This is a genomic window from Acinetobacter sp. ANC 7912 (genome assembly GCF_039862785.1).
Taxonomy (GTDB): domain Bacteria; phylum Pseudomonadota; class Gammaproteobacteria; order Pseudomonadales; family Moraxellaceae; genus Acinetobacter; species Acinetobacter thermotolerans.
This window is the reverse complement of record NZ_CP156795.1, coordinates 2,315,442-2,328,516: the sequence shown is the minus strand read 5'-3', so window position 1 is coordinate 2,328,516 and position 13,075 is coordinate 2,315,442. Positions and strand designations below refer to the sequence as shown.

At 46.5% G+C, this 13,075-nt stretch carries 9 protein-coding genes; 1 reads left to right on the top strand and 8 read right to left on the bottom strand.

Annotated features, from left to right (window positions below; genetic code table 11):
* Nucleotides 1–11 precede the first annotated feature (11 nt).
* A complete protein-coding gene (locus ABEF84_RS11530; RefSeq protein WP_347454772.1) occupies nucleotides 12–1,313 on the bottom strand; it encodes an MFS transporter in 1,302 nt (433 codons plus the stop codon).
* 327 nt (nucleotides 1,314–1,640) lie between these two features.
* On the opposite strand from ABEF84_RS11530, the gene def reads away from it, so the two are divergent.
* Nucleotides 1,641–2,138, top strand: coding sequence for a peptide deformylase (gene def / locus ABEF84_RS11525; protein ID WP_347454773.1), 498 nt, complete (start codon nucleotides 1,641–1,643; stop codon nucleotides 2,136–2,138).
* On the opposite strand, the gene ABEF84_RS11520 is transcribed toward def, so the two are convergent.
* The 7 genes from ABEF84_RS11520 to sdsA all read right to left on the bottom strand — a co-directional run bounded on the left by ABEF84_RS11520 (nucleotide 2,135) and on the right by sdsA (nucleotide 12,782).
* Nucleotides 2,135–2,581, bottom strand: coding sequence for a heavy metal-binding domain-containing protein (locus ABEF84_RS11520; RefSeq protein WP_347454774.1), 447 nt, complete (start codon nucleotides 2,579–2,581; stop codon nucleotides 2,135–2,137). The genes def and ABEF84_RS11520 overlap by 4 nt on opposite strands.
* Nucleotides 2,582–2,584: 3 nt before the next feature.
* A complete protein-coding gene (locus ABEF84_RS11515; protein WP_034583590.1) occupies nucleotides 2,585–2,941 on the bottom strand; it encodes a YbjQ family protein in 357 nt (118 codons plus the stop codon).
* A 110-nt stretch (nucleotides 2,942–3,051) separates the two neighbouring features.
* Complete coding sequence (adeK, locus tag ABEF84_RS11510) at nucleotides 3,052–4,512, bottom strand: multidrug efflux RND transporter AdeIJK outer membrane channel subunit AdeK (protein ID WP_347454966.1); 1,461 nt, start codon at nucleotides 4,510–4,512, stop codon at nucleotides 3,052–3,054.
* Nucleotides 4,512–7,691 carry an efflux RND transporter permease subunit gene (locus tag ABEF84_RS11505; protein ID WP_347454776.1) on the bottom strand — a complete coding sequence of 1,060 codons (3,180 nt, stop codon included), beginning with the start codon at nucleotides 7,689–7,691 and terminating at the stop codon, nucleotides 4,512–4,514. Before ABEF84_RS11505 ends, adeK begins: the two co-directional genes overlap by 1 nt.
* Nucleotides 7,692–7,703: 12 nt before the next feature.
* Nucleotides 7,704–8,969, bottom strand: coding sequence for an efflux RND transporter periplasmic adaptor subunit (locus tag ABEF84_RS11500; protein WP_034583583.1), 1,266 nt, complete (start codon nucleotides 8,967–8,969; stop codon nucleotides 7,704–7,706).
* Between the two features lie 777 nt (nucleotides 8,970–9,746).
* Nucleotides 9,747–11,789, bottom strand: a complete 2,043-nt coding sequence (locus ABEF84_RS11495) for a site-specific recombinase (RefSeq protein ID WP_034583579.1) — start codon at nucleotides 11,787–11,789, stop codon at nucleotides 9,747–9,749.
* A 15-nt stretch (nucleotides 11,790–11,804) separates the two neighbouring features.
* Entirely contained in the window at nucleotides 11,805–12,782 is a 978-nt protein-coding gene (gene sdsA / locus ABEF84_RS11490) for an All-trans-nonaprenyl-diphosphate synthase (RefSeq protein WP_034583576.1), read from the bottom strand.
* Nucleotides 12,783–13,075 lie beyond the last annotated feature (293 nt).

The window sequence follows — 13,075 nt, the reverse complement described above, 5'->3', positions numbered from 1 at the left end:
CTTTTCTATTTTTATTCTGTAACCACCTTGACTGGTTCAGGGACTTTTTCAAATTTGCTGGTATAGACAAATGCGGTAAACAGGGTCACCAGGCAGACTGTCCAGACATAGTACATTGCGCCGATATTACTATATAGACTGAGCCATTGTACCAGCGGTAAGGTAATCCCGCCGGCAATGGCATAGGCAAGATTGTAAGAGAAAGAAATACCAGTAAAACGGATCTGAGCCGGGAACATTTTCACCATGCTGTAAGATACCATCCCCACAGTGCCAGAACTTAAGCCCAGCAGCATATACAGCATAAATACAGTCGATGGCGCCACATGTCCCAAGCTGTTATAGAAAATCGCCGCCATGGCTGCCACCACGATTGAACCAAACAGAATGACACGGCCTGCACCAAAGCGGTCAGCCAAAATGCCAGCCAGGATACAGCCAGTCATTTGCATCATGATGGCCGCACTTTGCATCTTGAAAGCATCGGCACGTTCAAAGCCAAAAGCACCCACCAGCAGGTTTGGCATCGCTAGAATCAGTACCACGACACAGCCGGTTAGGAACCAGGTAAACAGCATGCCAATTGCGACACCGGTTTTATGCTGAGCCAGTACCTGTTTTACCGGCAGGTCTTTGGCTAGTTCTTTTTTCGCCTGCATGGCCTTAAACACTGGGGTTTCTTTCAGGTAACTACGTAGATATAGTGCGACAAAACCGAAAATCCCGCCCAATATAAACGGAATACGCCATGCCCATTCCTTGATTTCAGTTTCGGAGAATTGCAGGGAAATAAATAGTGACATCAGCGAACCCAGCAGAATACCCAGTGACAGACCTGCGGTGAGTACACCATTGGCAATCCCGATCCGACGTTCCGGGACATGCTCAGAAACAAAAGTCCAGGCGGCCGGAATTTCACCACCAATCGCAATGCCTTGAACCACACGCATCAATAACAATAAAAGCGGTGCGGCATAGCCAATGCTTTCAAAGGTCGGCATGACACCGATCATCAGGGTCGGTAAAGCCATCAACAAGATTGACAGGCTGAACAGGCGCTTACGTCCAATCAGGTCACCAAAATGGGCCATCACTACACCACCGAGTGGACGGAAGAAATAACCGGCAGCGAAAATCCCGTAGGTATTCAGCATCGCCCAAAAGGGACTTAAGCCACTTGGGAAAAATAGTTCTGAAATCAGTTTGGCGTAAAACACATAGATGACGAAATCATAAAATTCTAGTGCACCACCGAGTGAAGAAAGTCCAAGTGTACGTTTGTCTGCCCGTGTTAGGCGTGGATGTCCATCCATGCTGAAAAACCTTATCTATAGAGTTGGTATATGATTGATTTTAAAAGAAGCGAGTTTTGTTGAATAATCAAACATTCTTGTATAGAACTCAACAAAAAGTTATATCAAACAGTTAATTTTAAATAGATGAAAATGAAATTAAGTTTTAGGCATTTCTTATGCCTTGTAAATCCATAAAGCTAAAACCAATTTGTATTCGTTTATACAGAAAATTTTTTTAAAAACTGGATTACACATTCAGAGATATTTAAAAGCAATTTTCTGCTTTGGAACAGCAGCGAACTGAATTATAAAGAAGCATGATCTGAATTGAATATAAGAGGAACAGTGATGACGATTCTAAGCGTCGCCAAACAGGGAGAAGCGATTCTGGGGTTAGTGGCAGCACCAGTAGCAGAGACTGAATTTGGCAGTGACTGGTTGTATCAGCTGAACAATGCCTTGATGGAAACCATGCTGGATCGTCAGGGTGTCGGCATTGCTGCACCACAAGTGTATATTTCCAAACGTCTGATCATCGTTGCTTCACGTCCAAACCTGCGTTATCCAGATGCACCGTATATGGAACCAATCACGATGGTCAATCCGGAAATTTTGCGTGTTTCAGACAGTCAGGTTTTAGGTGAAGAAGGTTGTCTTAGTGTGCCGGATCAACGAGGAAAAGTCGCTCGAGCGCAAGATATTTGGGTACGTTATTACACTTTGGAAGGTGAGTCAGTGGATGCTGAATTTAACAGCTTTGCTGCACGTATTGTTCAGCATGAGATTGATCATCTGAATGGGATTTTATTTAACCAGCGGCTTTCAGATTCAAATACGGATTAAATATCTTTAGGTTGTTTGATCGCAGTCCCATAGGCAAACACTTCCACCATCCCGCCTTGCATGCCCAATTCAGTGGTACTGAGGCGTACGCCCATAATATGGGCCGCACCAACTTTTGCTGCTTCTTTCTTTAAGCGTACGATGGCTTCCCGTCGTGCACGTTCTACTACGCTTTCGTATGTAGTTAGGCGACCGCCCAGAATATTTTGAATCGAGGCGATTACATATTTAAAGTAATCATGCGAAATCACCACATTAGAACTGACCAGTTGGCCTTCAAAAATTGAAGTCGCCATCCGGTTGGATTCCAGGGTGATAAAGGCCAGCTTCGCTTCCCATGCATCCAGCTCTTTAAGGTGCTTCTGTTCATAGTAGCGGCCAAAACTAAAACCCACCCCGAACAGGATGGCAAAAACTACAATCTGAAAAATCAGATCATTCATGACTTAAGCTGCCGGTGGAAAAGGATCAGGGAGCTTCGGTATATTTGGTTCGACCACTACTGCAGTGCCATAAACAAACAGTTCCGAAGCACCTTGAGCAATATTTGAAGTGGAAAAACGAATGCCAACAATCGCATTAGCACCCATCTGCCGTGCCTTTTCAATCATGCGGTTCATGGCTTCCTGACGTGATTCTTCCAAGAGTTCGGTATAAGCCGTCAGCTCACCACCGACAATATTCTTCAGGCCCGCCAGCAGATCGCGACCAACATGCTTGCTGCGTACGGTACTGCCATAAACCACATCGATCTGCCGAGTAATGATGTGTCCCGGTACGGATTCCAGATTACTGAGTAACATGAGCCCAACAGTCAAAAATGATGATGCTATGAAGATAGGAAACTGCTGATCAAAAAGCAATAAAAAAGCCCACCGAAGTGAGCTTTTTTAATATCAGTAAAAACCGAATCTTACTGCTGATTAGACTGTTTACGTTCAGCAGTCGAAGGTGGATATTGCACCACATCAGAAGTGTTGGCTTTCAGGCCGCCACCCAATGATTTATACAGTTCCACCTGGTTATTCAGATTGGCTTGTTCCAGCAATAACAGGCCTTGCTCGGCAGAGTAGGCCGTACGCTGTGCATCCAGTACAGTCAGGTAACTGTCGATCCCGGCACGGAAGCGGGCATTCGACAGACGGTAAGTGGTATTGGTTGCATCGACTAAACGGCGTTGCGCTGCCAAACGGTCACCAATGTTTTGGCGAACAGCAAGTGCATCATTCACTTCACGGAAAGCAGTCTGAATCGATTTTTCATAATCAGACAGCGCGATTTGCTGGTCGGTTTCTGAAATCTTGATGTTGGCTTTACGTGTACCCCAGTCAAAGATTGGAATATCTAGGCTAGGGCCTACAGACCATACAAAGTTACCTGATTTGAACAAGTCGCTTAGGTCAGTTGAGGCATAACCCGCAGAACCAGTCAGACTGATGGTTGGGAATAAACGTGCACGTGCAGCACCGATATTGGCACCTGCAGCAGACAGTTGATATTCCGCAGTACGGATGTCGGGGCGATTGGTTAACAGATCACTCGGTAAACCTGAACCCAACGCAGTGCTGTTGGTAATACGAGTCACACGAGTGGTCGGTAACAGATTCGTTGGAACAGCTTGACCGACTAACAGGTTCAACAGGTTCTGAGCCTGAGCCACCTGAGTCTTGTAGTTCGCCACATCGTTACGTGCAGTTTCTACAGAAATTTGTGCCTGACGAACAGGAACTTCACTGTCGATACCTACATCGAAACGTTTTTTGTTGAGGTTATAAGATTCAAGCTGGGTCTGCAGGGTTTGATTCGCAAGTTTCAGGTTGGCATTGGCAAAGGAGTAGTTTAACCATGCCTGAGCCACTTGACTGATCAGGGAAATTTGGGTTGCATCACGCGCGCTTTGCGTTGCCAGATAAGTATCCAGTGCATTGTCTTTTAGACTGCGCACACGGCCCCAGAAGTCCAGCTCATACGCCGTAACACCCAGACCAACGTTATAAGTGGTAGTTGCACCACGGCCTTGGGTGCTCATGGTGTCCTGACGTAAGACGCTACCGCTGGCACCAATGGTTGGTAAACGGTCATTTTCAGAAATCTGATACGCCTGTTGTGCACGCTGGATATTTAGTGCTGCTGTACGCAAATCACGGTTATTGGCTAAAGCCAGATCAATCACCTGAACCAGACGTTGATCAGCAAAAAAATCTTTATAACCTTGCTCAGCAACTGAGGTACCTGAGGCAGAACCGATATAGCTTTGCGGAATGTCAGCTTGTGCTACGGGCTCTGGGCCACGCATGCTTTGACAAGCTGTCAAAGCAAGCGCAAGTGCAGAAACCGCAATGCCACGACCTGAAACAGACCATACTTTATGCATCACGAGGTTTGCTCCTGTTTATTTTGTTGTTTTGGTTTGTACTTGAAGATCGTTCTAATCCAGACGTAGAACACTGGAATGAAGAAGATACCTAAAAGTGTTGAGCTGATTACGCCACCCAGTACACCATAACCAACCGAGTGTTGGCTACCTGCACCTGCACCTGAAGACAGTGCCAATGGCAGTACACCAAAACCGAAGGCCAGGGTAGTCATGACGATTGGACGCAAACGCATTTTCGCAGCATGCATGGTCGCTTCAAACAGTTCTTCACCCTGTTCCTGAAGCTCTTTAGCAAATTCTACGATCAGGATCGCGTTCTTCGCAGCCAAACCAATCACGGCAATAATTGCCACCTGGAAGTAAATGTTATTGGACAGGTTCGGGTCACCTTTGATCACCAGACCTAAGAAAGTCAGGGTCAACGCACCCACGATACCCAGCGGAACTACCATCAGTACAGAGAATGGAATTGACCAGCTTTCATACAATGCAGCCAGACACAGGAACACGATCAGCAGTGAAAGAGCATACAGGAATGGCGCTTGGGCACCAGACTCACGTTCTTCCAGAGAAAGACCAGTCCATTCATAGTCAAAGCCTTGCAAGCCCATAGATGGCAGTTTGGCAATGATTTCTTCCATGGCTTTCATGGCATCACCCGAGCTGACACCTGGTGCCGGAGTACCCTGAATGTTCATGGATGATACGCCATTATAACGTTCAAGACGTGGTGAACCATAGCTCCATTCGCCAGTAGCGAAGGTTGAGAATGGAATCATTTGGCCTTGATTGTTACGTACATACCACTTGTTCAGGTCTTCCGGCATCATACGTGCATCGGCTTCGCCCTGTACATAAACTTTTTTCACACGACCACGATCCAGGAAGTCGTTCACATAAGAACCGCCCCAGGCAATGCTCATGGTGCTGTTTATTTCAGAGATGCTGACACCCGCTGCACCGGCTTGAGCCTGATCGACAATGATCTTGTACTGTGGTGTATCTTCCTGACCGTTTGGACGTACACCCATCAGGCGTTTGTCCTGAGCAGCCATCCCCAGTACCGCATTACGCGCAGCAAGAAGTTGTGCATGACCTGCACCGCTTGCATCTTTCAACTGCATGTTGAAACCGGCAGAAACGCCCAGTTCAGGCATCGCAGGCAACTGCAGCGGCATGATGTAAGTGGCATCTTTTACGATCATGTTCAGCGCCATACCACGACCGATAATGGCACCAATCTGTTGTTCAGGGGTAGTACGTTCGTCCCAGTCTTTCAGCTTAATAAACGCCAGACCAGCATTTTGACCGACACCAGTGAACGAAAAGCCGGCGACACTGAACACGGATTCCACGCTTTCTTTTTCCTTGTTCAGGAAGAAGTTATTCATGGCATCAATGGTTTTTTCAGTACGGTCCAAGCTGGCATTTGGTGGTAGTTGGACCAAGGTCATGACCACACCCTGGTCTTCATCCGGCAAGAATGAAGAAGGCAGGCGAGCAAACAGCAGTGCAATCACACCAATCACTACCGCATAAATCACACCAGACACGATCTTATGGTGGGTCATGAAGTTGACGCCACCTTGGTACTTGGTGGAAATGCGTTCGAAACTATGGTTAAACCAGCGGAAGAAACGTGCCGCAGGGCTGTTGCTTTCTGGTTGGTTACGATCATGCTGTTTCAGAATGGTCGCACACAGGGCAGGGGTAAAGGTCAAGGCCACGATCAATGACAGTACCATCGCCGTTACCAGCGTGATCGAAAACTGACGATAAATCACCCCGGTTGTACCACCGAAGAACGCCATTGGTACGAATACCGCAGACAGAACTGAGGTAATACCCACCAGTGCACCAGAGATCTGTTTCATCGACTTTTCAGTTGCCGTCACAGGATCGAGATGTTCTTCACTCATGACACGTTCAACGTTCTCGACCACAACAATCGCATCATCCACCAGCAGACCAATGGCCAATACCATCGCGAACATGGTCAGGGTGTTGATTGAGAAACCGAAAATGTTAATGATCGCAAAGGTACCGAGTACCACCACTGGCACCGCCATGGTTGGAATCAAAGTTGCACGCCAGTTTTGCAGGAACAGGAACATCACCAGGAATACCAGGATTACTGCTTCTACAAGCGTGTGTACTACAGATTCAATAGACAGTTTAATGAATGGTGTAGTATCGAATGCCAGTTCATCTTTCATGCCTTGAGGGTAGTTTTTACGCAGTTCTTTTAAACGGTCTTCTACCGCAGCTGCGGTATCCAGCGCATTGGCACCAGTTGCCAGACGGATTGCAACACCACCGGCAGGTTTGCCTTGGAATTTAGACACGAACTGATAGTTATCGGCACCGAGTTCAATACGGGCTACATCACCCAGACGTACCTGAGCACCACTGCTGGTATTTCTCAGGAAGATATTTTTGAACTGTTCAGGAGTTTGCAGCAGGCTTTGCGCATTGACAGTCGCATTCAGCACCTGGCCTTCAACCTGTGGTGCACCACCTAACTGACCCACCGCGACCTGCGCGTTCTGGGTGCGGATCGCTTGGGCCACATCACTTGGAGTGACTTGCAGGCTGGCCATTTTGGCAGGATCCAGCCAGATACGCATTGCATACGAACCACCGAAGACCTGAACTTCACCCACACCCGGAACACGGCTGAGCGGTTCGGAAATGTTGGAATTGACATAGTCTTTGATGTCGTTTGCAGTCAGGCTCTCATCAGGAGAGTAGAAGGCAACAACTTGCAGGAAGCTGGCACCTGATTTAGTAACGCGGACACCCTGACGTTGTACATCTTCAGGTAACAGTGCAGTTGCAGATTGCAGTTTGTTTTGTACTTGAACCTGAGCGATGTTCGGATCGATCCCTTGTTCGAAGTTCAGGGCAATTGATGCCTGACCGTTACCGGCACTGTTGGATGAAATATAACGCAGACCATCCAGGCCATTCATTTGCTGTTCGATGATCTGGGTCACTGTATTTTCAACAGTTTCAGCAGATGCACCTGGATAGGTCGCAGAAATCGTAACCGTCGGTGGTGCAATGGTCGGATACTGAGCAATCGGCATTTTGCTAATCGTCAAAATACCCGCCAGCATGATGACCAGTGCAATCACCCATGCAAAGATCGGACGATGGATAAAGAATTGAGCCATTCACCTTACTCCTTATGATTTAGCAGCAGGTTTTGGTTCAGCTTGTTTTGCATCGTTCGCTTTTGATGCTGCGCCAGCTTGAGGAGCAGCTTGCTGTGCGGCACCTTGTGGTGCTGCAGCCTGAGGCTGATATGGTTTTGCGACCACTGGTTGTTCAGGTTTAACTTTGGCAATACCATCCACAATCACTTTGTCGCCCGGGTTGAGACCAGCAGTCACAATCCAGTTTTGACCTTGTGTACCCACAGTGGTGACGTTACGGCTTTCAACTTGGCCTTTGGCATTCACCAACATAGCAACAGCCTGACCAGTAGGAGTACGGGTCAATGCAGCCTGAGGAATCAGGTAAGCATTTGGAATTTCACCCTGAACGATTTGTGCAGTGGCAAACATGCCAGGCAATAACAGGTGATCTTTGTTCGGGAATACCGCACGTAAAGTCACTGTACCAGTTTCCGGATTCACGCTGGCATCCGAGAATGCCAGACGGCCTTCAACCGGGTAAACACTGCCATCTTCCAGTTTCAGTTTGACACGCGTGTTGTTGGAGCTGTTCAGGTCACCCTTGCTCAACTGTTGACGCAGACGTAGCAATTCGGCACTAGACTGGTTGATATCGACGTAGATTGGATCCAGACGCTGAATTGTCACCAATGGCTCAGCTTGGTTTGCAGTCACTAACGCACCCGCAGTAATCGAAGAGCGGTTGGTTTGACCCGAAATTGGCGCACGTACAGTTGAATAGCCTAAGTTAATTTCAGCATTACGCAGAATCGCACGGTTCGCGTTCAGGTCAGCTTCTGCCAGTTTCACCTGAGCCACGATATCGTCATATTCCTGTTTAGAAATTGCATTGGTACCTACCAGCTGACGGTAACGGCCTTCTTTGACACGTAACACGCCAAGGTTGGCTTCAGCACGGGCAATTGCAGCGCGGGCATTGTCCACGGTTGCACGGTTGGTGCTGGAATCGATTTCATAAAGTGCCTGACCTTCACGGACATAGCTGCCTTCATTAAATAAACGTTTCAGCACTACACCCGTTGCCTGTGGGCGTACTTCTGAAATCTCAAATGCTGTTGTGCGACCTGAGAGTTCTACAGACTGCTCGACATTTTGTGGTTGTGCAACCAGCACACCCACTTCAGTCGGTGGCATTTGCTGTTGAGCGCCAGCTTGCTGGCCCTCCTTTGGATCTTTGCTACAACCAACAAGTGCAATACTTGTTGCCAATGCGCAAGCAGTCAGGGCAGGTGCCCAAAGCTTTGCAGACATCATTGTTCCACCTCGATGAGATTTTTATCTAAATTTTTTATTTGCTTACGCTTTGTATTTAATGTGAATTAAATACTAAAACGAAACCGAAATAAAACTTATATTCCTACCGGATCACTATTCAATAAGGAAAGATCACGCTACTCCGGACTATCCACACGTTTTTTCCAGTCAGTCAAAAAATATGACTCATGTCTTGTTGGCTGATGAATGGGCTGTGCGACTAGAGGTAGGTCACAAAGACACGGAAAGCACAGCCACCCGAACTTCCTCCATAGAAAAAGTTCGGGTCACTGTGCTCAGGCAATCAGCAGCTGAGATAACCCTGTGAGGGTGATTCCTTCAAGAATTCCGACACATATAAAATTTTCTTTGCCTACTTTTTATACCAAAGCTGGTCAATACACCAGAGCATGGCTAAGAAAAGTAATACAAATGGCATGCCACACCGTATGAATGAGTCTGCGATTTTTTGTTGTGTTTTTGAACAATTTTGCTTTCAGTACTGCTGAATGATTTATTTCATGAATTTTTATTCAAATGAATAAAACAGTGAAATAGAACGCTCAAACATGCTGAAAACCAAACAAAAAATCGACAAAAAGCAACAAGTGCAGCAAGCTTTAAATGCTTGTCCTTTCTAACCGCTATGATACCGGTTAACCGTCTGTTCTGAAGTGTACTTGTCAGTACACTTTTTTTCAAGTGTGTGGTTTTTAAACAAAATCCTTATTTTAAATAAGTATTTGTGTTTTTAAAATCCGAGAAATTATCACTGTTTTAGCCTTTGCTCGTCGTATGATTTTCGTCAATTTCAACCACTTGCTTTGGTGGCCAGAAGAAATCACTTGGACGAGTCAGGAAGTGGGTCATGACCAGTTTGGCCAATGGCTTCCACTGTTCAAAACGCACTCGACGGGCACGTAATGCTACAATAATGGTTAGGGTAAAACTTACAAATAAGTTGGTGAGACCAATGAAAAGCACGCCCAAGAAAGACACAATTATTAAACCAATATCTGGGCCATTGATATTCATCAGGCCTTGAATAAAATTGGCAGACGCAAAGGCAATATGGCGGATATCTAATGGTAGCCCCAGGATATAACCGATGGTACCCATACTGCCAAGCATCACCCCGAAAATAAAGTTACCGCCGAGCGCACCCAGATTTCGTTCCATATATTCGGCAAATTTATTTAGACGTTCCTGTCCCATCAATCTTTTCAGGCGAGTATGCGCTTTTAAACGTGGACCTACCTTACGGTACACCGCCATATTGTCAAAATAACCCGCGAGCAGTCCGGACAGGAACAAACATACTCCGGCAATGGCCGCATGTGGAATTGCCAGTGAAGTAAATGGATTCAAGTCATGTAGCGTCTTGGCTGCTTTGGCATGATTCATTAAGGGTTCATGCATTGCAGCATCCCAGAAAAATGCAATCACAGCTGCAACAGGAATCGCAATCGAGATATTGCCCAGAATTGCCACAAATTGGGTTCGGATGATATTCACAATCAGTGCCGCTAGTTCAGCAATCTGTGCCGTCTTGGACCCTTTACGCTGCTGTACAGTAGAAGCTAGTGCGGCTGCGGTCATCGCAGGCTGTTTGGTAGCAACAGTAAAGTGCAGCACATGAATCAGCATAAAACCGAGTGAATAGTTCATGCTGTAACTAAAGGCCTGCATCAATGGCGCCATAGTGACTCGTGCCATCAAGGTTTTCAGCGTGGCCATAATAGCAATCAGCACACCGGCACCGGCTGCGGCCTTATACATGGCCCAGAAGCCTTCCTTGTCGGTACTTACATAATGTTCACCGGTTTTGGAGGCATTTTCCGTTACCTGTAAGGCCAGTAATTCGCTATTGGTTGCCAGTAGCGAACGTACACTGCGTTCGCTATAGAGAGCTTCGGTAATATCGACCAGAAAATAACCCATAGACAGATAGCGTTGTTGGTCATCCTCCAGAATCATATTCAGTAGAATCTCGATTCGTTCCAGACACTGTTCTAGTAATGCCAGCATATAGGTCAGGCTGACACTTACTCCGATCCGTTTAGTGGAACGGCGGATTTTTGCAACGACATCATGGCATTGTTCTAGCATCACCATGGCTTGAGAAGCATCCGGTAAAGCAACTGAATCAGTCAGATCGGCATGATCAAAGCATTTCTTATATTGCTGAATGAAGTCATTGATCTCACGGTTCTGAATCAGAAACGGCGATTCATATTCCATCAGTTCAGGCTGGGCATTGATAAATTCAGGATGTAAGCCGATCCCACTGATCCGGTAGGACAGAATGGTGAGTGCTTTGATGACTTCGTCCTTGATCCGGGTCTTCTCCAGCTGATTGGAGTGGCCCTGATTGAGGACGCTAAAAAGCTGTTGCCAGTCCTGATCATTGAGGTAATCCAGCCAGTAACGATCACTGCGTTCATGAAAAATGCGGCGTACCAGTTCCTGCAGGCTTTTTTCATCCGGAATCAACGGCAGGATATGCGCGCCAATGCGCTGATTCAGTTGGTTCCAGAAACCGTCTAAGGATAGAATCCCGGTATCGGAGAACAGGCTGGTTTGCTTGTAGCGGTTAATTACCCGCAAAACAAAGGTTTGTAGGGTCGTCACCGCATTGGGTGTAATAAGAAGAGATTGTAGAAATGCTTGAAATTTTTCTTCGATTTCTTCCGTATCTTTGCTGTCTCGTGGCCGTATACGATTCACGAGTTCAATCAGCAGGTTTTCATCTAAGGCAGCTTGAGGTTGCTCAAGCTGCTGTTGCATGGTCTGGAATATATCGGAGAATTGAATATGCATAGGCAATGTTGAGATCTATTGGATTCGGTGCAATGCAAGTTTTGCCAGATTCACCAGTGCCTGACGGTATTCCGAGTCTGGCAGTGAATCCAGTGCAGCAATTGCGGCATCAGTTTCTTCAGTTGCACGCTGACGGCAGTAATCCAGAGCTCCTGATTCATTCACAATGCGAATCACCTGTTCGAGGTGATCAGTACCACCAGTGGCGATACTCTTACGCACAATTTCAAAATCATCACCTGAGGTATTTTTTAATGCAGCAATCAATGGCAAGGTAGGTTTGCCTTCCATCAAATCATCGCCGATGTTTTTACCCAACGTTTCTGCATCTGAAGTGTAGTCCAGAATATCGTCAATGATCTGGAAAGCATTGCCGAAATGACCAGCAAACTTGCGTAGCGGCTCACGGAATTCATGCTTATCTGAAAGAATCGCAGCACCTTCAGTCGCCAGTTCAAACAGGCGTGAAGTTTTACCGTGAATAATGTTCAGATAAGTGGCTTCAGTGGTTTCTGGCTGGTGCTGGGATTGCAGTTGCAACACTTCACCTTCGGCAATTTCACAGGTGCCTGTGGAGAAGTCTTTTAACAAGGTCATGTTGTTCAGATCAACCAATAGATCGAAAGCACGTGAGATCAGGAAGTCACCTACAAGTACCGCAGTCTGGTTGTTCCAGGTGGCATTAGCGGTTGGGCGGCCACGACGCAGGCCAGATTCATCCACGACATCATCATGTACCAGTGTTGCGGTATGCAGCATTTCAATAATTGCGGCCAGCTTGCGATGCTGGTCCAGATCTTCTGCACCACAGGCTTTTGCTGCCAGCAGGCACATGATCGGACGCATGCGTTTACCGCCAGCTTCGACCACGTGTTTGCTGACGGCCATCACCAAGGCAACTTTTGACGTGATTCCCTCATTAATAAATGTGTCCATCGCAGCAAAGTCATGTGCCACAGGAGCGAGAATATCTTGCTTAAAGTCGATGGTCATGTGAAAGGGAACCTCTATTCTGGTAAATCTCAAGTCCGTAGTTTAACAATTTATAACATCCGTGACAGATAAGAAACGCACAAACTTTGCTAAAAATCAGCTTTTTAAGATGAATAAAATCAATTAGACACTATTTGAATCACTGTCGTCGCGTACAGATTTACCTTGAATCTCCCCAAATCAGGGAGAAATTGGCTCAGTATACTAATCAAAACTTAGGCCTTAACTCAGTTGATTTTTGTTGCAAGAAATTTCATGAGTCTCTGATTTTTCTAAATTTAAGTATATAGTCA

Coding starts and splice junctions, on each gene's coding strand:
- ABEF84_RS11530 (WP_347454772.1), bottom strand. CDS start 1,313: ATGGATGGACATCCACGCCTAACACGGGCAGACAAACGTACACTTGGA.
- ABEF84_RS11520 (WP_347454774.1), bottom strand. CDS start 2,581: ATGAATGATCTGATTTTTCAGATTGTAGTTTTTGCCATCCTGTTCGGG.
- ABEF84_RS11515 (WP_034583590.1), bottom strand. CDS start 2,941: ATGTTACTCAGTAATCTGGAATCCGTACCGGGACACATCATTACTCGG.
- adeK (WP_347454966.1), bottom strand. CDS start 4,512: ATGCATAAAGTATGGTCTGTTTCAGGTCGTGGCATTGCGGTTTCTGCA.
- ABEF84_RS11505 (WP_347454776.1), bottom strand. CDS start 7,691: ATGGCTCAATTCTTTATCCATCGTCCGATCTTTGCATGGGTGATTGCA.
- ABEF84_RS11500 (WP_034583583.1), bottom strand. CDS start 8,969: ATGATGTCTGCAAAGCTTTGGGCACCTGCCCTGACTGCTTGCGCATTG.
- ABEF84_RS11495 (WP_034583579.1), bottom strand. CDS start 11,789: ATGCATATTCAATTCTCCGATATATTCCAGACCATGCAACAGCAGCTT.
- sdsA (WP_034583576.1), bottom strand. CDS start 12,782: ATGACCATCGACTTTAAGCAAGATATTCTCGCTCCTGTGGCACATGAC.